A 19,404-nucleotide genomic window follows, 5' to 3' on the forward strand; every position below is an offset into this window, starting at 1 on the left:
CAGCACTGGGCGTAATGGCTCAACACCAGTAGAATCGCGCTCTTTTTTCCAGGGCGCACGCCATGACCTCTCTCAAAACCCCGCTTGAAGCCGAGCCTCAGACCAGCGAGCTGGTCTTGGGTCTTGAAGACCGTCCCAAGCCGTGGATCGCCTTTCTGGCTGCCCTACAGCATCTGCTGGCCATTATCGTGCCGATCGTCACCCCCGGCCTGCTGATCTGCCAGGCACTGGGCGTGTCCAGCCGCGACACCAACCTGATTGTCTCCATGTCGCTGGTGATCTCCGGCATCGCCACCTTTGTCCAGTGCAAACGCTTCGGCCCTTTTGGCGCCGGGCTGCTGATCGTGCAGGGCACCAGTTTCAACTTCGTCGGCCCGCTGATTGCCGGCGGCGCGCTGATGGTCAAGCAAGGCACGCCCGTTGAAGGCGTGATGGCGGCGATCTTTGGTGTGGTGATTGCCGGCTCGTTTGTCGAAATGGGCATCTCCCGGGTTCTACCCTTCGTTAAACGCATGATCACCCCGCTGGTCACCGGCATCGTGGTACTGATGATCGGCCTGACCCTGATCAAAGTCGGCCTGATCAGCATGGGCGGCGGTTTCACGGCTATGGGCAACGGCACGTTCGCCAACGGCGAAAACCTGATGCTCTCGGGCGTGGTGCTGGCCATTATCGTGATCCTCAACCGTATCCCGCTGGTATGGATGCGCAGTTGCGCCATCGTGATCGCCCTGGCCGTGGGCTATGCCCTGGCCGGTTACCTGGGCCGCCTGGACTTCACCGGCATGCACCAGGCTGAACTGTTCCAGGTGCCGATGCCGCTGCACTTCGGCCTGGGGTTTTCCTGGGCGCTGTTTATTCCGATGCTGGTGATCTACCTCGTGACCTCGCTGGAAGCCATCGGTGACGTGACAGCCACCAGCAAAGTCTCGCGCCAGCCAGTGGACGGCCCGGTATGGATGCAACGCATCAAGGGCGGCGTGCTGGTCAATGGTGCCAACTCGTTTCTGGCGGGTATCTTCAACACTTTCCCCAGTTCGGTCTTTGCCCAGAATAACGGCGTGATCCAGCTCACCGGCATTGCCAGCCGCCATATCGGTGTTTGGATTGCCGCCATGCTGATCCTGCTGGGCCTGTTCCCAAGCGTTGCAGGTGCCATCCAGGCCGTGCCTGAGCCAGTGCTGGGCGGTGCTGCGATGGTCATGTTCGGCGCCGTTGCGGCCTCGGGTATCAATATCCTGGCCAGCATCACCCTGGACCGTCGCGCCCTGCTGATCATTGCCGTGTCCCTGGCCCTGGGCCTGGGCGTATCGCAAGTGCCGGAGTTCCTCGCGCATATGCCTGCCGCCTTGCGCAACGTGCTGGAGTCCGGGGTGGCCACAGGGGGTATCTGTGCGCTGCTGCTGAACTGGTTCCTGCCGGAAACCGAGAAAAAAACAGCGTAACAAGCATCGCAGCCCGGCAGGATCGTCTCGCGGCATCCTGCTGTGCCTTTAAACAAAAGGCCCACCCTACCCACAAGTCTTCCCCTGCCTGACGGTTTGGCTTACTCTTTTATTATGACTTGTGCCTGTTTGGGCGACGCAAATGAACACATATGGTGAGCGGCTGAGAACAGAGCGTTTGCGCCTGAATATGACCCAGGCGCAACTGGCTGAGGCTGGCGGTGTCGGGCGCCATGCGCAGAGCTGCTATGAGCGCGATATCACCCAGCCCCGCGCCGATTACCTGTCGGCCATTACCCTGCTGGGTATTGATGTAGTGTTCATCATCACCGGCCGCCGTATCCTGTATAGCGGCGCCCCTGCCTTGCTGCGTGGAAACAGTCATGACTGAACCCGGCCTCCGACATCAAAAAGCCCTTGATCGTTTTCTCGACGAACACCCCGAACTGGCTGCAGAACTTGCAACCTTGAACCCTTTGGCTGCCCGCGCAGTGGGCCAGTCGATGAAGGAATATCGCCAGGAACGCCTGAACGAAGCCTTCGAGGCCGAAGCCGAACGCCTGGGCCTTTTTGCCTGGGAGCTGACGCTGCAACTGACCAGCGCCACCCCTGAAGAATTCGCCGCACAGCGCCTTGACGTGCACCGCGAAGTGGCGCAAATGGCGGGTATGGACTGGGCGCAGTACTGCGAACTGCATGACCTGGAAAATCAGCCCTGACCAACTGGCAACTGGCAACTGGCAACTGGCAACTGGCAACTGGCAACTGGCAACTGGCAACTGTGGGAGCGGGCTTGCTCGCGATTGGTGCAACGCGGTCCAACTTTAAACCGCGTCGCCTGCATCGCGAGCAAGCCCGCTCCCACAAAAGCAATCCGGTGTTTCCCACACAAATTGTAACGCCTGCACCTGCCTGATCCCTCTCACTCGCGGGAAGTTTCCGAGAGAATCCCGGCCGCCTTGCGGCGTTTAAAATGCGTGGACAGTCTCGCCCAGTCACTGAGTTCAGTGATCGGTCCTGACAGCAGGCAGATGTGATACACGGCGTCGAGGTGGCCCGCGCAGTGGTGGATTCATTGATGGCCGGAACAACCCGCCCGGGCTGAACGCCGGATCCCCTGCGGCGCACTACGGCACCCAAATACTCGAACACACCTTCTGCAACAACGCTTTGTTGTGGCTGAACACAATCATCCCCAACGCCCGGCACCGGGCTTCTTCCAGCAAGACCTGCCACACCTGTGCCTGCACATGGGCATCCAGTTGCGCCGTCACTTCGTCGGCAATCAGGTATCGGGTACGCGGATCCAGTGCCCGGAGCAAGGCGATACGCGCTAGTTCGCCGCCAGACAATTCGTCAGGACGACGCGCCAACCACTCAGGGTTCACCGCCAGACGAGCCAGCCATACAGCATCCGGCGACCAGGCATCACGCAAGCTCTCGCCAGTGGTGCGATAGGGGTTGAAGGTTTGCTCGGGATGCTGCGGCACCAGTTGGACCGGACAATAACCCTTTTGCGACAACGGTTTGCCACCCACCATCACACGGCCCGAAGTTGCTGACTGCCATTGCGCCAGTACCCGGCCCAGGGTGATTTTGCCGTAACCGCTGGGTGCCGATATGCCCTGGCGCTCCCCCGGCCTGACCTGGAACGACACGCTGTCCCAGAGCTGCCGCCCATCCTGAACGATGCTGAGTTGCTGGACCTCAAGCATATTCCGGTACCCGACGGGCAAAGAACTGTTGCTCGGGCAAGGCCGCCCACAGTGACTGCAACCAAGGGCTGCCGCCGTTTTCGCGCAATTCTTCAGCACTCAGGGTTTCATGCAGTTCGCCCTGATGCAGCACGGCGATCCTGTCGGCAAAGCGCGCCGCCAGTGCCAGGTCATGGGTCACCCACAAAATCCCCCGGCCTTGCAGGCAAAAGCCCTTGAGGTGGGTCAGTAACTGACAGGCGTGTTCGTCATCCAGCCATGAGGTGATCTCGTCCGCGAGGATATAACGCGCAGGGGTCAGGGCCGCGCAACTGGCCAGTACGCGTTTGGCCATGCCCCCTGACAACATGCGCGGAAATTCGTCGACCAGTTCCGGCTTGAGGTTGTAGTGCTTGAGTTGCTCGGCCACCGCATCGAGCCCCAGCCTGACCCCGCTCAATTGAGCCGCACGCTGCAATTGAGGCCCGACCTTGATCAGCGGGTTCAGGGCGCTGACACCCTGGGGCACGTAACACAGGGCTTTGCCCCGCTGGTTGACCTTGCCGGCCTGCCCCAGCACCTGTCCGTCGAGCACTATTTCGCCGCGACAGCGCATGTTTTCCGGGAGCAAGCCCAAAGCGCTTTGCAGCAGCAGGCTTTTGCCTTCACCGCTGGAGCCCACCAGTGCCGTCAATTCACCGGGGCGTACTTCAAGAGAGATATTGCTCAACAGCGGATGCCAGGTTTTGTTTCCCAGCCAATGGTAGTGAGCAACGTCGAGCGCAAACCGGTCGAATTTCAGCATCAGGTAATCCTTATCCAGAGCTGCTGCAATGCCCGCGCAAATTGGTCAAAGACCAACACCAGACCCACCAGAATCAAACCCGGAAAAAACGCCAGCCACCAGGCGCCACTGCTCAAGTACCTTAGCGCATCCGCCAGCAACAGGCCCAGTGACGGGTCATGGGGTGCCAGGCCAAAGCCCAGGAAACTCAACGCCGCCGAATGCAGCACCGCATGGGGGAACATCAACAGGGTGCCGATAATCCACTGTGGCAGCAGCAGTGGCAGCAAGTGATGGCGCCAGCGATAGAAGCTGCTGTTGCCCAGGCGATGGGAAAGCATCACAAAGTCGGTTTCACGGATACGCAGGATCTCGCCGCGTAGAATCAGCGCCAGCCGCGGCCAGTGCGTCAACGCCACAGCCAGGATGACCCCCTGTTTACCGCCGCCCAAAGTGAAACAAATCAATACCAGCAGCAACAAATGCGGCAACGCCAGCATGCTGTCGATCAGCCCGCGAATCAGGTAATCCAGTGTTTTGTTCACCGCGCACAAGCTAGCCGCCAGCATCGCCAGAAAGCCGCTGCTAAAGGCCGCCGTCAGGCCGATTTGCAGGCTGGTGGTCATCCCCTGAAAACACCGCAACCACAGATCACGACCCAGGCTGTCAGTGCCAAACCAGTACTCGGCAGAGGGTGGCAGGCGCCGCGCCAGCAGATCCATGGAGACATCAATATTGATGATTGAGAGACCGTAGGCGATCAATCCCAGCAGCATCAATAACGAGAGGCAAAGCCTGAGCAATGCGCCATTGGGGTTGTAAGTCATAACTGGCGCGCCACCCCACGGTTAAGGTGCAGCAACAGCGCGTTGGCGATGCTGTTGCCGGTAAACACCAGTACCGCACAAAACATCACGATCCCCATCAACAATGGAATATCGCCGCGCAATCCGGCATCGATCGTGGCCTGTCCCAGGCCCGGATAGGCGAACACTTTTTCAGCCAGCAACGAGCCGCCGATCAACTCCCCCACCGAGGCAAACTGCAGGCACAAGGCTGGAGTGATGGCGTGGCGCAGGATATGAAAGTTGATCAGCGGCCAGCCTTTGTCACCCTGGGCATGGGCGTAACGGATAAATTCGCTGTTCATCACCTCGGCCACCCGCGAGCGGGTATGCAGGGCGATATTACCTACGCCCAACACCCCCAGGGCCAACATGGGCAGGATCAAATGCCTGAGCTTGTCACCCCAGGATGCGGTTTCGGCATTGCTGCCGGGGGTCCAGGCACAGCAGATCGGTGCCCAGTTGAGCGTCACGGCAAACAGTGACAGCAACAGCAAGCCAATCCAGAACGTCGGCATGGACGCCAGCACATAACACAGGGTCGAGATCAGCCGGTCGGGCCAACGGTTCAGGTACCGTCCCGCTGCCAGGCCCAGGGCCAGGCCGACGATCCCGGAAAACAGCCAGGCCGAAAACAGCAGGGCAAACGAGGTGGCAAAACGCTCACCGATCACTTGAGAGACCGGCGCGTTATAGAGCATGGAATAGCCGAAATCACCTTGCAGCATTTGCCCGAACCAGCGCAGAAAACGCTCCCACAACGGCAGGTCGAGCCCCCAGCGCGCAGCAATCAACGGGTATTGCTCGGGTGGCACATGCAGCAGATCGTTGCCAATATAGGCGCGAATCGGGTCCACCGGCGAAAAGCTGAGCAGAACAAAGGTGCCCGCTGCCGTGACCAGCAGCAGGCCCAGCAGCCGCACAACAAACAGCGCAAAGCCGCGGGTCACTGGCAGGTCCACTTCCAGCCATCGACGCTGTTGAGCAACGACCAGGAGCCGTGGATTTCCGGGGCGCCCTTGCCCAGGTCGACGCACTCATCGGTCAGGTAGGTGTGCTGCACGTTGAGCAGCCAGGCCCAGGCCGCATCGCCCTTGACCCCGACACCGGTCTTGCCGTCCCACTCCACTTGTTGCCAGAACGGCACCGCTTGCTGCCAGGTGGGTGCATCCAGGGCTTGCTGCAGATGCTGATCGACCACCGGGTTCTGGTAATAACCCGGGTTGTAGTACTCAACCCCTGCCGCCTTGCTGCTGTAGTGATGGTAAAGCTCCATCGGGTCAAGGCTGCCCCAGCCGAACAGGGTGGGGTTGGCGTGCATGTTGCGCTCGACGGTTTCCCAACTGCCGGACTTCAAGTCCACGTCGATGCCCACAGGCTTGAGCATCGAACGCACGGCCTGGGCCAGATCCCTGCGGGTGGCATCGCCGCTGGCGTACCACAGGGTGACTTTAGCCGGCAGGCCATCTTTCTCACGGATACCGTGGGCATTTTCAATCCAGCCGGCGTCATCCAGCAACTGTCGGGCCTTGTCGATATCGCCATCCTTGAACGCCGCATCCGGGTTGTCCCACGGCAAGCCCTGCACGCCGGTATAGGCCGGGATCGCGTGGCCTTCGAGAATCTGATCGGCAAGCAATTGGCGGTTGATGGCGTAGTTGATGGCTTTGCGAATGGCCACGTCGGCCGTCACATCGTTGCCGATGGGGTAGCCGTGAGCGTCTTTTTTACCTGAGGCAATGGTTGGCATCACGATGCCACGGTTTTCCACGCTGGGCCGAACCCACAGCTTCATGCCCGCGGCAGGTGTTACTGCCAGCGAAGGAGCAATGCGTACAATGCCCAACTGCTTGCTTTGGGCGGCAGCAAAGGCGCTGTCTTCATCCAGAAACACAAACACCAGTTTGTTGAAATCGTTCTTTTGCCCGGCGTAATACGGGTTGGCCTCAACAATCAACTGCTGGCCCGGCTGGTAGCTGACCAACCGGTAAGGTCCGGCGCCAATCGGCTTTTGCGCGTAGGTTTTGGCGTCGTATTTATCTGCCGAGACGATCCCCAGGGAACCGAGCACATTGACGAATGTGCTTTGCGGCGCCTTGAGCTCAATACGCACCGTGAGTGGATCAACCGCCTCAGCCTTGAGGAAGTTGCCCATATCGACCTTGCCACCACTGGCCGCCGCATTGTTGTAGGTGTAAGCCACGTCCTTGGCGGTCAGCGGCGAGCCGTCGGAGAACTTCAGGTCGGGCTTGAGCTTGAGGGTCCAGGTCTTGCCATCCGCGCTGGTCTGATAATCGCTGAGCAGAAAGCTGCTCCAGGACAAATCTTCGTTTTGCTTGAGCAAAGGGCTGTGCAGCAGCAAATAGCTGCCGTGGCTCCAGCCCAGCATCGGGTCGAAGCCTTCGGTTGGTTCATCGCCGATGGCCAGTTGCAGGGTGCGGTCCTGCGCTGAATGGGCAGGCGCTGCCAGCACACTCAACAAGGCAGCCGCCACCAGGGTGTTGCGCATCCATGCAGGCTTTGACATCTATCCTCCTGATAATTAATAGCCTCGGCCAACCGGGCCTTGCGCAGGTTATCGCGCCCCACAGTAATAGCAGCCTGATTTTAAATAGCCAGTTATGCACCTGATTTTTTAGGGTTTTTCCGGGCTGTACGACTTACCTTGTAACAATTGCTACAGGTCAGCTTCCCCGTACATGGCTGTGCTATACCAATGGGTACGCTTATTCAGTCACGCCATACAGACACAGCTGACAGAGGTTCGCATGTTCAAAGGATTAGCCGGTCACCTCACAGAGAAAAACCTTCACTCGATCAACACCTTGCCGTCCAACAATATCGAATTGTTCGACTGCTATGCCGGTTTGATCCTGGGCCACCTGTACCGTAACTTCCCCTTGCCCATCACCCTGACTGCCGAACGCTTTATTGATTACAAAGGCCTGGCGGACAGCAACCGCGAGGCCTTGGAAAAGGAAGAAAACCTGTTCCTGGCCACGGTCAAATGGCTGGCCGACATTGGCTACATCCACTTCGACGGCATGTCGGGTGTAGCCTTTTTCGAAGTGGTCCTGACCAACAGCGGGCTGTTGATCCTGCGGGCCTACCCTGAAGGCACCGACACCGCCCCAACCCTGGGCGAGAAACTGGCGCAGTGCGTCATGAACGAGAACACTGCCGATATGCGGGCCTTGGTGACCCAGGCCCTGAGTTTGGGTGTGCGTATGATCAGCCCGATGAGCCGGTCGGGGATTTGAGCCAGGTGCATTGATCGGCATGCCACTGCAATGCTTCATTACTGGCCATCGCTAAAGGGGATGCGGGTGTATTGAGCGGCATGCCTTCGTAGCGGGTGTAGTCGGACTGGCTCAATGCAGGTGCCAGGCGAATAAGGCGACTGCCTGGCACGATGGCAATCAGGTAAAGGTCGAACAACGTATGCAGATCAGCGCGCAGCAGCAAGCCGTTTGAGACTGCGTTGGTCTGTTCACCCCTGTAAGGATGAATATGCGCAGCCTCCAGCACTTGCACTAGATCACACCCGGTAATTGCGCAGCGCTCGCCATAGGCAACCAACAACTTTTGCCGAAACGCGGCTTGACCACGACGGCGGACAATACTCGCAACAACGCGATTCCTGGCGTCTTCAATGCTCTTCGGATCGAAGGCATGCTCTTGCTCTGCTTGGGTTACGGCTGTTGCCAATTCATCATCTACAAGGCTGATATTCGGCTGCGAGTCGATCATGTCAATTAGTCTGGCCTTGATCGCTGTTCCGATATTCTTTTGCGGCTTGAGCCCCTTAACCCACCTCAGCCCCCTTGCTTCATAAATGGCTGAGATGTTTTGCATCCGGCGCTCAAAAGCCCCCTCATCGCGGCCGAAACGTTTGGCTAAACCGCGATAGATATGGGCCTTAACAAAAGGGGTGGCGCTGAGCTGTTTTTCTAGCATGTCGCGATAGGCCTCTACCGAGGCGGCTAATTCCTGGTCACTCCATCCGTCCGACATCACCCTGTCCTTATTCATCTGCGCGTAAGCAGACAAGGTAGGGAAATTTACTAAGCAACGTAAGATAAAAGTAAGCAGTGTAGGAAAAACTTAAACCTAGGCGTACGCCCCAACCACCCACCGCACCTTCTCCAGACCTTCGCGCAGCGCCCCGATTGCCACCGATCCCAGTGCCAACCGGATTGCATGGGGCACATGGGGCGAGGTGGCAAAAGGCTGGGCCGTGGACACCGAGACCTGCTGACGCTCAAGTGCCGCAGCCACTTGATCGGCCCTGGCGTCCTCCGACAGGGGTAGCCAGACAAAGTAGGACGATGGGTGTCGCACTCTATGCAATCCGTCCAATACTTCGTCGGCAATCAGCTGCCTTCGCTGGGCATCCTTGCGCTTTTGCCCTTCAAGGCGACTCACCGTGCCGTCATCGAGCCAGGCGCTGGTGATGGCTGTCATTACCCCGGGCGCATTCCAGGCCGTGACGCGGATAACTCGCTCCAGTGCGGCGACCTTGGCCGCAGGCGCCACGATAAAACCCACGCGCAAGCCGGCGGCAACACTCTTGGAAAACCCGGAAACATACAGCGTTCTTTCCGGCGCCAACTCGGCCAGAGGCGTCGGCGGGTTTTCCACCAGAAAGGCGTAGGCCGCGTCTTCGATGATCTGCAGGTCGTGGTGCCGGGCAATCGCGACCAGCTGCTTGCGCTGCTCAAGGTCCATCACCCAGCCCAGCGGGTTGTGCAGCGTAGGCATGGTATAGATCGCCCGCACCGATCGGCTGCGGCACAGCTTGGCAAGGGCATCAAGGTCCGGCCCGTGTTCGGTACCGGGGATCGGCAGCAGCTCAAGGTGCAGCGCCAGCGCCAGCGCCTTGAAACCCGGGTAGGTCAAGGCATCCACGGCAATCACGTCACCGGGCTGGAGCAAGGCCATCAGGGCCACAGTCAACCCGTGCTGCGCGCCGTTGACGATCAGCACCTGCTCACCTGGCACGTTCAACCCGCTGGCCAGCAGATGGCGCGCCACTGCCCCCCGCTCATGCTGGCGCCCGCCGTGGGGCTGGTAGCGCAACAAGGATTCAAGGTCGCCAGACAACGCCAATTGGCGCAAGGCCGTGCGCAACAGTTCGGCCTGGCCGGGCACGGCGGGATAGTTGTAGTTGAGGTCCAGCATCCCCGCCGTCACATCGGGTTGGTCGATGCCGTGCCCCGGGGGCAGCGAGGTCTCCCTGACAAAAGTGCCGCGCCCGATTTCACCGCTGACCAGGCCCATCGCCTCAAGTTCGGCATAGACCCGGCTGGCCGTCACCAGGGCCAGGCCCTCATGCGCCGCCAGCTCGCGGTGGGTGGGTAAACGCGTGCCCGGCGACAGGCGCCCGCTGCGGATATCATCGGCAAAAGCGTCAACCAGTGACTTGTAACGGGATCGGGACATCGGGCTTTGTATCCATGACAATTTTTTGATTGTCATTAATCATCAGCCATAGGATGTGCGGCATGCAATCGCGCAATCAACCTTGAGTGTGACATTCGATGGAACGCACTTCCAACCTGCAAAACCCCATTGCCGATAAAAACCTGAGCGGCTGGATCAACGGGTTTATTGGCGTGGTTATTTTCAGCGCCTCGCTGCCCGCGACCAAGGTGGCGGTGCTGGAGTTTGATCCGGTTTTTCTGACTCTGGCGCGCGCCAGCATTGCCGCCGTGCTGGCACTGGCCATGCTCGGCCTGCTCAAGGCCCGCCGACCGCAGCGCAGCCAGCTGCTGGCCTTGACCATCGTGGCCGGCGGCGTGGTGGTCGGCTTCCCCCTGCTGACCGCCCTGGCCCTGCAGCATGTAACGTCGGCGCACACCATTGTGTTTCTCGGCCTGTTGCCACTGTCCACGGCGGCATTCGCGGTGCTGCGTGGGGGCGAGCGACCACGGCCGGCCTTCTGGTGCTTCTCGGTGCTGGGCAGCGCGTGCGTGGTGGGCTATGCCCTCTCCCAGGGCCTGACAGCCGCCCCTGAAGGTGACTTGTTGATGTTGCTGGCCGTGCTGATCTGCGGTCTGGGTTATGCCGAGGGCGCCAAACTGTCCCGCACCCTGGGCGGTTGGCAGGTGATTTGCTGGGCACTGGTGCTCGCGCTACCGGTGATGGCCCCCCTGGCGTGGTTTTGGGCGCCCTCCTCGTTCGCAGGCATCAGCGTCCCTGCCTGGTCCGGGCTGGCTTATATCTCTGTGTTCAGCATGTTGATCGGCTTTGTGTTCTGGTATCGCGGGCTGGCCCAGGGCGGTATCGCTGCGGTGGGCCAGTTGCAACTGCTGCAGCCGTTTTTTGGCCTGGCGCTGGCCGCCACCCTGCTGCATGAAAGGGTCAGCCTGGGCATGTTTGGCGTAACGGCGGCGGTGATCCTGTGCGTGATGGCGGCCAGAAGATTTGCCCGTTAGCGCCTGGCTTGCACGGCAGCAGAATTGGCCCTCGCGATGCGGTCGCCACGCGCCTGTTTATCGTAGGCATCCCGGGCCTGCAGGATACTTCCCGCCGCGTGAACCCAGTCATGGGCAGTGCAACCGCTGAGCCCTGCACTGGTTGCCAGCGCCAACATCAATACAAGACACTTTACAACCGCACTTCCAAACCCATACATGGCAACCATCACCCTACCCAACGCCTGATAAAACATCCAACTTTGAGTCTATATAGTCCACCCCCTAATAATCTTACCCAGCCTTACTTGCAGCACTTCAGACGCTTAAAACTTCTTACATACACTGACTTTACGCACTTGCCCGAATAAACAAACAGCGCAACCGTATAGATAGGATATTTCCTACGCCCAAGCTTGACTGATAGCATCTGCCTATGATCTTCTTGCACAGGAAAACATCAAAGGTAAGTAAGATGCAGGGCGACCGTGAAACTTCAAACGCATTAACGACGGTCAAATGCAGCTATGATCATGACAAGCTTTTACTGCGCAACCCTCCTCTGCAAACCACCCTTACCAGTAACGAGGGCCACCTGTTATTAGCCCTGATCGAGGGCGTGACCGACAAGGAGGACTTGATCCGGCGCGTATGGGGAGAGCGCGGGCTTATCGTATCGGACAGCAGCTACTATAAGGCGCTTCATACCCTCAGGCATTACCTCTCGGAAGTCGGCCTGGACCGCTCTGTATTAAAAACGTTGCCCAGGCGCGGCGTCGTTCTGCTTTTAAATATTGAAAAAATCTCCAGCGAAAACATACCCCCTGACAGGGAGCACCAGGCAGAGCCCCTGGCCACCGATAACACGGGTATTCAAACCTGCTCCCTGCCTGAACCGACACCGGTGTTAGCCATACAGGACGACACTCCAGCGCCAATACCCATCACCCCACCTATACCGGCACCCCCACCCAGAAAGCAGAGCTGGCGCAACGGCCTTTTTTATCCGCTCGTGTTAGCAGGCATGCTCTTGCCGGTGGGTTATGCCTATATGCTGTTTAACAAACCGGTGCAGCTGGAGCGCTGGCGGCTGTTATCGCAAAGCGAACATGCAAAACAGTATGTTGAACTGGGCGATAAAACCGCCGCGCGTGATATTGCAGCAGCGATGGCGATATTTGGCCCTGCCGTGGGCACGACAGGCACTAACTATTACATCAAGAAAACCCTGTCCGAACTTTTAGTCAGCTGCGAAAAGCCGGAAAGCAAAGGAGAGGCGCTATGCACCAACTACCTCATTATCGAACAAAAAAAATAACCCTGTGGCTGAGCCTGGCGTCCATCATGGTATTTGGCACCCTGATTGCGTTACAAGCCTATAACTACCATGAGGACACCCCCCAAGCGCAATGCTATGCCTCTATTGATTTTGTTTATTCCACAGACAATGGTCAGCGCTGGACCGGCAAAGGCGACATGTCGATTAACATGGACGCAGGTGAAATCTACCTCTACTTCAACCTGAAGAGTCCGCAGCAACAAGGCTTTTTATATAACCGCCGGCTCGACGTACACTTTGAAAAACTCGACACCTCCAGGTTTTTATTCAACACCCAGAACGCCACCGTTTTCGAGAGTGACAACAGCGACAAACAGGCCCTGTTTATGCGCCGCGGGCTGGAGGGGGGTCTTATTACGTATTCGCGGTTCTCGGATGTCGAGTACTACTACAACATCAATAATATGTTGATGGGGGTTTGCCATGTGCCAACCTGATCACCGCTGCACCGCCGTAGCCATAGAGCCCGTTCCATTTGTTGTCGCGTTGGAACTCGCGCCGCACAAACAATGAAACATCACTGGCATCGCCCGTGTCATATAAGCAAACCCCCTGACTTTTCGCCTTGGCCAGTACCGAGAACAAGTGCCTGATCACATCGGCTGCCTTGAACACATCGTCCTGTGTGCAAGCGATAAACCTCACCACCTGGGTCAAGGCACGGTTGTACTGGGCAAATACAACCAGCGGGCGGTACAGGCCACAGCGGCACAGATGGGCGGCTATCTGATGGACCACAGCCTCGCGCTCGCCCTCGTTCAACAGGCGGCCCTGGCGGGTCAGCACATCAAGAAAACGCAAGGCATTGCGAAAGTCGACATTCTTGACCCTCTCCTGCCCCTGCACGGCCAGGGCTGCCTTGAAAGCGAAGTCCCTGCCCACGATGGGTACTGCGTTGGGTGAATACATGCTGAAGCGTCCGCGGCCAATTTCAGCGCCATGCTCACATAGCCCTGGCCCCGCAACCCGCCATAAACCTTATATAGGCTTTCACTTCCCTTACTTTTCCTTACCCCTCCTGAAAGCCACGGTCTACGGGTGTTACTGGCGGTTTTGAGGGGCTAGTATCCGACCTTGGGTTCAGTGTGTTTCAGGGCTGGGACTCGTGCATTTTATTCGGCTGAACCTCGCAGGGCTGTCCATGAATCGCGCACTACGTTATTCCTCGAAAAAGGTCCTTTTGATTTCGTTTGCCATCGGCATCTTGCCTATCATCCTGGGCAGCTTCCTGGTCTACCTCAAGACCCAATCAGACCTGTCCCGCACCTCCAGCAATGCCGCTCACGAGGCATTCCGGCAGATAACGGTCATGCTGGTCGAGGCACAGGCCGCAGCCGATGAACTGATCAGCCTTGCCGGGGTGCCCTGCCCTGAAGTGGCCAAGGAACTGCGCGAGGCGGTGGCCACGTATCGCTTTCTGCGCGCAACCAACCTGGCCATTGATAACCAGGTGTATTGCAGTTCTTTATACGGCACCGATATAAACATGCAGATCAACCCGTCGAGTTATATGCGTGGCCGTTTGCGCCTGGTTGACCACGCTACCCCCGGGCCGAAAACTTCAGTTCTGGTATTGAGAACGCAACAGGGCAATAAAAGTGTTCTGGTGGGCATCGATGGCCGGCATATCCAGGATGCCCTGCACCTGATCAATAAACACAGCAACTTATCACTTCAGGTGGGCAACACCTGGATGACTCAATACGGCGTCACGCACACACCACCTTTCAATGACGCTGCGACGGCCAGCAAAAAACAGGTGTCCAATGAGTATGGCTTTACTGTGCAAGCCGCCTACCCGCCGGGCACTCTGTTGAGACATACATTCGAGACCTATTCGGTGCTGCTCGGCCTTTTATTGGTATTGGGCCTGTTTTCCGCGTGGTTTACTTATTGGATGCTTGGCCGCGTGCTGGCTCCGAGCATGGAACTTCAGCGCGCCCTGTCAGCGAATGAGTTCATTCCCTATTTACAGCCGGTTATTTCGTCAACTTCGGGTACCTGTGTGGGATGCGAAGTGCTGATCAGATGGGATCACCCCCATGAAGGGATCATTACCCCCAACAGTTTTATACCGCTTGCCGAGCGATCCGGCCTGATCATTGCCATGACCCGCACGATCATGCACAACACCGCGCAATTACTCGCGCCGCATGCGCCTGGGCTGGTACAGCCCTTTCATATTGGCTTCAATATTTGCGCCAAACACTTTGAGAGTTTCGAGCTGGTGGATGATTGCACTGCATTTTTGCAGGCGTTTAAACCAGGTACGATCATCATCGTTCTGGAGATGACTGAACGCGAACTGATCAAGCCCACCCCCACCGCGCTGCAACTGATAGAACAGCTGCATGGGCTCGGCGTGCAAATTGCCCTGGATGATTTTGGCACCGGTCACTCCAGCCTGAGCTATTTGCAGCAATTCAAAGTCGACTACATCAAGATAGATCGAAGCTTTGTCTCCATGATCGGCGCCGATGCCCTGTCGGTGCATATCCTCGACTCCATCCTCGACCTGGCACTTAAACTGGATCTGCAGGTGCTGGCCGAGGGCATTGAAACCGAGGAGCAACGCGACTATCTGGGGGCCTGCGGCGTGGACTTCATGCAAGGCTATTTCTACGCCCGGCCCATGCCCGTCAACGATTTTTTGCAGACGATACTGCAGTACCCGGATTTTTCGAAAAAGACCCCCTGGCCTGGCGACCAGCGCTCTGTTGCGCCATGCCCGGCGCCAGCACCGCAGGTGTAAATCACGGCACACGTCGGTGCTGAATACGCCGATGACACTTCTGGAGCGAATCGTTTCAGCGCCGGCCTCGATAATCATCGCAAACTGATGACAGGTCGAGGTTGAGCATGACACGCGTATCCACAGAGCACGTCAGCCCCAAAACGCTGAGAAAAGTGATTGTCGCCGCCGCCATCGGTAATTTTGTCGAATGGTTCGATTTTGCCGTCTATGGCTTTTTGGCCACCACCATCGCCCAGCAATTTTTCCCCAGCGGCGATGCCAGTGCCGCATTGCTCAAGACCTTTGCCGTGTTTGCCGTGGCCTTTGCCTTTCGCCCCTTGGGCGGGGTGTTCTTCGGCATGCTGGGGGACCGTATCGGGCGCAAGCGCACCCTGGCGATGACGATCCTGCTGATGGCCGGGGCGACAACATTGATTGGCATTCTGCCCACCTATGCGGCCATCGGCGTAATGGCACCGCTGCTGCTGACCCTGATCCGTTGCGCCCAGGGATTTTCAGCAGGCGGCGAATACGCAGGCGCCTGCGCCTACCTGATGGAGCATGCGCCCAACGATAAAAGGGCCTGGTATGGCAGCTTTGTGCCGGTATCGACATTTACCGCTTTTGCCGCCGCCGCCGTGGTGGCCTACGCACTCGAGGCGTCGTTATCGGCCGAGGCCATGGCCAGTTGGGGCTGGCGCCTGCCGTTTCTGATCGCCGCGCCGCTGGGTCTGGTGGGGCTTTATCTGCGCTGGCAGCTGGATGAAACCCCGGCATTCCAGGCGGTGAAGCAGGAGCATGCCGTGGCCCACTCACCGCTCAAGGAAACCTTGCGCCATCATGGTGCGGCCATTTGCTGCCTGGGGGCCTTTGTGTCGCTGACAGCGCTGTCGTTCTATATGTTCACGACCTACTTTGCGACCTACCTGCAAGTCGCGGGCGGGTTGAGTCGCGCCAGTGCCTTGCTGGTGTCATTGATCGCCCTGCTCTTCGCGGCGGCACTGTGCCCTTTCGCCGGGCTGTACTCTGACCGGGTCGGGCGCCGCGCGACGGTGGTGACGGCTTGCGTGCTGTTGATTGTCTCGGTGTACCCGTCGTTTCTGCTGGCCAGCTCCGGCGGGTTTGCCGCGTCCATCGTCGGTGTGATGCTTCTGGCAATAGGCGCAGTGTTGTGCGGTGTGGTGACCGCTGCCTTGCTTTCGGAAACTTTTCCTACCCGCACGCGTTATACCGCCTCAGCCATCACTTACAACATGGCCTACACCCTCTTCGGCGGTACTGCACCACTGATGGCAACCTGGCTGATCAGCATCACTGCCAGCAATCTGTCGCCGGCGTTCTACCTGATTGCAGTGGCCTTGCTGGCCCTGGCCGGGGGCCTGGCGTTGCCGGAGACATCACGGATTTCCCTGCATGATATTCCGTCAGCGGAGCGCGACTCGCCGCTGCCCGTAGCAGTGTAAAGGCCCACGGCAGCGACCGCCGGGCGCCTCAAGTGGCACACACGCGGTCGTCAACCAAAGTAGCCGGGAAACAACTTACGCGCTGGGTACTGATACCAAAAACACTTAAATTTAGCCGATCATGCTGCGCCGTCAGCCTTTAATACCGGTAACTGCACGTTGACTTGCAGCCCTCCCGATTGACGGTTGCTCAGGGTCAGCGAGCCTCCATGCTCCAGCACAATCGCGCGGGCAGCCGACAAACCCAGCCCCACTCCGCCGGTGTTTTTGTTACGCGAACCTTCAAGCCGATAAAAGGGTACGAACACCTGTTCATGGCATTGCACAGCAATGCCCGGCCCGCGATCGAGCACGCGCACCGTCACCTGTTCATCGTCGCCACTCAGTTCAACGGCAGGCTCGCTGGCGTATTTGATGGCGTTGTCCAGCAGGTTGGTGACCACACGCTTAAGGCCCAGCGGGCGCCCGAAGTACACCAGGTGTGCGGGGCCACTGAAGGCAATGTCGATGGCCTGGTCACGGTAGTCATCCACCAGGGTTTGCAGAAGCTCGGCCAAATCAAATGACGTGGCCTGCTCCAGCCGGGCGTCATCGCGAAAGAACGCCAGGCTGGAGTTGATCATGGCCTGCATTTCGTCGACATCGCGAAATAACCGCTGTTGTTGATCGGGGTCGTCAATAAACTCACCGCGCAGGCGCATGCGCGTCAGCGGTGTGCGCAAGTCATGGGAAATGGCCGCGAGCATCTGGGTACGGTCCTTGATGAAGTGCTGCAACTGCGCCTGCATGGCATTGAAGGCAAGGATTGCCTGGCGGATCTCCGTAGGCCCGACCGGCTCGATGGGCGGGGCACGAAAGTCGACCCCGAAACGTCGGGCACCCTCGGCAAATTGTTGCAACGGCCTGGCCAGATGGCGCGTGGCTATCAGCGCAACCAGGGCGGTAGACAGCAGCACCAGCACAACCAGAATCAAATTGCGTTGCCACTGCCCCAGGCCCCAACTGCGCGACGGGATGCTGAACATCAGCCAGGAACCATCTGCCAGTTGCACCAGCAAGGCGTAGTGCCCGTTCTGCTGTGGCCAGTCCTCGGGCTGATAGGCCTCCAGGCGTCGTTCCGGGCTGTTGAACAAGCGTTGCGCCAGAGGGGTCGCGGTGCGCTGCACAGCATCGGCGACCTGGGGCAAATCCAGCCCTTCGCGGCTGGCATGCCAGCTGATATTCAGGCTGCTGTCAGTGGCGGCCGCCGCCAGGCGCTCGCGCTGCGGGGCCTGGGAGGCCTCTATCAGCTTGGTGGTCAGGGAGATTTTCTCCAAAAGCCCGATCTCGCTGAGCGGCGGGTAGGCCCAGACCCCTGCCAATTGGGTAAACAGGGCATTGAATGCCAGCGCCGTGAGCATCGCGACAATGGTAGTCAAGGCAATCCAGCGTGCGATGGTGTTGCGCGAGCGCAGCCGCCAACCTGCAAGCCAGCGCTTCACTGCCGGGTCACACTGGGGGTGAACAAGTAGCCGACGTTGCGCACGGTGCGGATCATCTCCACCCCCTGACTGTCGAATTCCAGCTTGCGTCGCAAGCGGCTGACCTGCACATCGATGCTGCGATCGAACGCGTCATGCCCCGCCCCCCGCGCCAGATCCAGCAGCAACTCGCGGGCAAGAATGCGTTGCGGATGCTCGACAAACACCAGCAACAAGTCGAACTCGCCGGCCGACAGCGGGATCATCACTTGATCCGGTGAGCGCAGTTCCCGGCGGGTAAGGTCCAACTGCCAGCCGGCAAACTTCATCAGCGGTCGCGGCACCAGCCCGGTCGAAGGCTGGCCCTGCCCTGCACGACGCAGCACCGCACGCACCCTGGCCAGCAATTCGCGGGCATCGAAAGGCTTGCTCAGATAGTCATCGGCGCCCATTTCCAGGCCCACCACCCGATCGCTTAACTCGCCCATTGCCGTCAGCATAATGACTGGCGTGGGAAACTGCTGACGCAGACGCTGACACAGCATCAGGCCATTTTCCCCGGGCAACATCAGGTCAAGAATGATCAGGTCCGGCGGCTGGACGGCCATCGCTGCCCACAGCGAAGTGCCATCGGTCGCGACCTGCACCGAATAACCATGACGGACAAAAAATTTCTTCAGGAGCGCAAGGACCTCAAGGTCATCGTCCACGATCAAAAGGCTGCTCACCGGCGCGTATCACTTAAGGTCTGTAAGGCCTTCTATCTAAAACTATTCGGCGCGCCGCGTCATATATTTCAATTCGGCAACAAAGTGTCACTACGGCAAGAAAGCAGACATATCCGGGCAAGACGCCAATGGGAGGATCACTCATCTTCCCTGCCAAGAATTTTTGTCACCATGCCTTCTGACAACCCGTCCATGATCCTGGAGCAACGCCTGGTCAAGCGCGCCAACGCTGCCCTGCACTGCCGCGAAACCAGCCTGCGCCTGACGGACCAGGGCGATGAACTGGTACTGAGCCGTTATATCGAGCATTACAGCCATGACGGCGTGCAATGGGTTGAGAGCACGCACCGGGTGCGGGTCAGCGCACTGCTCAAATGGATGATTACCCACGGCCAGCCACACACCCTGACCCAGAATGACGACCTGTAGGCACTGGTATACGCCGCGATATTGCGTTTAGCATGGCCCCACCCACAGCCCAAGGACCCGCCATGCC

20 protein-coding genes are annotated in these 19,404 nt (G+C 58.8%); 10 read left to right on the forward strand and 10 right to left on the reverse strand.

All coding sequences use genetic code 11. The features are described 5' to 3' along the window. The first annotated feature begins 62 nt into the window (after positions 1-62). The 3 genes from BFC21_RS08540 to BFC21_RS08550 all read left to right on the forward strand — a co-directional run bounded on the left by BFC21_RS08540 (position 63) and on the right by BFC21_RS08550 (position 2,164). Entirely contained in the window at positions 63-1,445 is a 1,383-nt protein-coding gene (locus BFC21_RS08540) for a nucleobase:cation symporter-2 family protein (RefSeq protein WP_088377656.1), read from the forward strand. Positions 1,446-1,587: 142 nt separating this feature from the next. Next, the gene (locus tag BFC21_RS08545; protein ID WP_088377657.1) at positions 1,588-1,836 is read left to right on the forward strand and encodes a helix-turn-helix domain-containing protein; all 249 of its coding nucleotides are present in this window, start codon (positions 1,588-1,590) and stop codon (positions 1,834-1,836) included. Beyond that, entirely contained in the window at positions 1,829-2,164 is a 336-nt protein-coding gene (locus BFC21_RS08550; protein WP_088377658.1) for a DUF6388 family protein, read from the forward strand. Before BFC21_RS08545 ends, BFC21_RS08550 begins: the two co-directional genes overlap by 8 nt. Positions 2,165-2,572: 408 nt before the next feature. Here BFC21_RS08550 and BFC21_RS08555 read toward each other — a convergent pair whose 3' ends face one another. The 5 genes from BFC21_RS08555 to BFC21_RS08575 are packed head-to-tail and all read right to left on the reverse strand — an operon-like array spanning position 2,573 to position 7,295. Then, positions 2,573-3,160 (reverse strand): ATP-binding cassette domain-containing protein, encoded by a 588-nt coding sequence (locus BFC21_RS08555; RefSeq protein WP_120265975.1) that lies wholly within the window; start codon positions 3,158-3,160, stop codon positions 2,573-2,575. Then, on the reverse strand, positions 3,153-3,944 hold the full coding sequence (locus BFC21_RS08560; protein ID WP_088377661.1) for an ATP-binding cassette domain-containing protein: 792 nt from the start codon (positions 3,942-3,944) through the stop codon (positions 3,153-3,155). Before BFC21_RS08560 ends, BFC21_RS08555 begins: the two co-directional genes overlap by 8 nt. Further along, positions 3,944-4,750: an ABC transporter permease gene (locus tag BFC21_RS08565; protein WP_095003496.1), complete on the reverse strand. Its 807-nt coding sequence runs from the start codon at positions 4,748-4,750 to the stop codon at positions 3,944-3,946. Before BFC21_RS08565 ends, BFC21_RS08560 begins: the two co-directional genes overlap by 1 nt. Next, positions 4,747-5,718 (reverse strand): ABC transporter permease, encoded by a 972-nt coding sequence (locus BFC21_RS08570; protein ID WP_120266706.1) that lies wholly within the window; start codon positions 5,716-5,718, stop codon positions 4,747-4,749. The genes BFC21_RS08565 and BFC21_RS08570 overlap by 4 nt, the downstream gene beginning before the upstream one ends. Continuing rightward, positions 5,715-7,295: an ABC transporter substrate-binding protein gene (locus tag BFC21_RS08575; RefSeq protein WP_120265976.1), complete on the reverse strand. Its 1,581-nt coding sequence runs from the start codon at positions 7,293-7,295 to the stop codon at positions 5,715-5,717. The genes BFC21_RS08570 and BFC21_RS08575 overlap by 4 nt, the downstream gene beginning before the upstream one ends. 241 nt (positions 7,296-7,536) lie before the next feature. On the opposite strand from BFC21_RS08575, the gene BFC21_RS08580 reads away from it, so the two are divergent. Then, positions 7,537-8,028: a hypothetical protein gene (locus BFC21_RS08580; protein WP_086797777.1), complete on the forward strand. Its 492-nt coding sequence runs from the start codon at positions 7,537-7,539 to the stop codon at positions 8,026-8,028. Here the strand turns inward: BFC21_RS08580 and BFC21_RS08585 are convergent. Both BFC21_RS08585 and BFC21_RS08590 read right to left on the reverse strand, forming a co-directional pair. After that, a complete protein-coding gene (locus BFC21_RS08585; RefSeq protein WP_120265977.1) occupies positions 8,000-8,782 on the reverse strand; it encodes an HNH endonuclease in 783 nt (260 codons plus the stop codon). The genes BFC21_RS08580 and BFC21_RS08585 overlap by 29 nt on opposite strands. 96 nt (positions 8,783-8,878) lie before the next feature. Then, a complete protein-coding gene (locus BFC21_RS08590; RefSeq protein ID WP_120265978.1) occupies positions 8,879-10,210 on the reverse strand; it encodes a PLP-dependent aminotransferase family protein in 1,332 nt (443 codons plus the stop codon). A gap of 98 nt (positions 10,211-10,308) precedes the next feature. On the opposite strand from BFC21_RS08590, the gene BFC21_RS08595 reads away from it, so the two are divergent. From BFC21_RS08595 to BFC21_RS08610, 3 genes are all read left to right on the forward strand, one after another. Next, the gene (locus tag BFC21_RS08595) at positions 10,309-11,205 is read left to right on the forward strand and encodes a DMT family transporter (protein WP_088377665.1); all 897 of its coding nucleotides are present in this window, start codon (positions 10,309-10,311) and stop codon (positions 11,203-11,205) included. Positions 11,206-11,659: 454 nt separating this feature from the next. Continuing rightward, on the forward strand, positions 11,660-12,502 hold the full coding sequence (locus tag BFC21_RS08605) for a hypothetical protein (protein WP_256557642.1): 843 nt from the start codon (positions 11,660-11,662) through the stop codon (positions 12,500-12,502). After that, positions 12,466-12,960 carry a hypothetical protein gene (locus BFC21_RS08610; RefSeq protein ID WP_162939301.1) on the forward strand — a complete coding sequence of 165 codons (495 nt, stop codon included), beginning with the start codon at positions 12,466-12,468 and terminating at the stop codon, positions 12,958-12,960. Before BFC21_RS08605 ends, BFC21_RS08610 begins: the two co-directional genes overlap by 37 nt. On the opposite strand, the gene BFC21_RS08615 is transcribed toward BFC21_RS08610, so the two are convergent. Then, the gene (locus BFC21_RS08615; protein ID WP_088377669.1) at positions 12,920-13,432 is read right to left on the reverse strand and encodes a hypothetical protein; all 513 of its coding nucleotides are present in this window, start codon (positions 13,430-13,432) and stop codon (positions 12,920-12,922) included. The two genes, BFC21_RS08610 and BFC21_RS08615, sit on opposite strands and share 41 nt — an antisense overlap. A 232-nt stretch (positions 13,433-13,664) precedes the next feature. Between BFC21_RS08615 and BFC21_RS08620 the strand changes: the two genes are divergently transcribed. Beyond that, a complete protein-coding gene (locus BFC21_RS08620; protein ID WP_218188531.1) occupies positions 13,665-15,275 on the forward strand; it encodes an EAL domain-containing protein in 1,611 nt (536 codons plus the stop codon). Positions 15,276-15,382: 107 nt separating this feature from the next. Then, positions 15,383-16,720: an MFS transporter gene (locus BFC21_RS08625; RefSeq protein WP_088377671.1), complete on the forward strand. Its 1,338-nt coding sequence runs from the start codon at positions 15,383-15,385 to the stop codon at positions 16,718-16,720. Between the two features lie 119 nt (positions 16,721-16,839). Here the strand turns inward: BFC21_RS08625 and BFC21_RS08630 are convergent, their stop codons facing one another. Both BFC21_RS08630 and BFC21_RS08635 read right to left on the reverse strand, forming a co-directional pair. Next, positions 16,840-18,201, reverse strand: coding sequence for a cell wall metabolism sensor histidine kinase WalK (locus BFC21_RS08630; RefSeq protein ID WP_016781454.1), 1,362 nt, complete (start codon positions 18,199-18,201; stop codon positions 16,840-16,842). Beyond that, complete coding sequence (locus BFC21_RS08635; RefSeq protein ID WP_016781455.1) at positions 18,198-18,908, reverse strand: response regulator; 711 nt, start codon at positions 18,906-18,908, stop codon at positions 18,198-18,200. The genes BFC21_RS08630 and BFC21_RS08635 overlap by 4 nt, the downstream gene beginning before the upstream one ends. Positions 18,909-19,079: 171 nt before the next feature. On the opposite strand from BFC21_RS08635, the gene BFC21_RS08640 reads away from it, so the two are divergent. Beyond that, entirely contained in the window at positions 19,080-19,337 is a 258-nt protein-coding gene (locus tag BFC21_RS08640) for a hypothetical protein (RefSeq protein ID WP_016781456.1), read from the forward strand. The last annotated feature ends 67 nt before the right edge of the window (positions 19,338-19,404 follow it).

The sequence above is a fragment of the Pseudomonas sp. TMW 2.1634 genome, assembly GCF_001703595.1.
GTDB classification, from domain to species: Bacteria; Pseudomonadota; Gammaproteobacteria; order Pseudomonadales; family Pseudomonadaceae; genus Aquipseudomonas; species Aquipseudomonas fragi.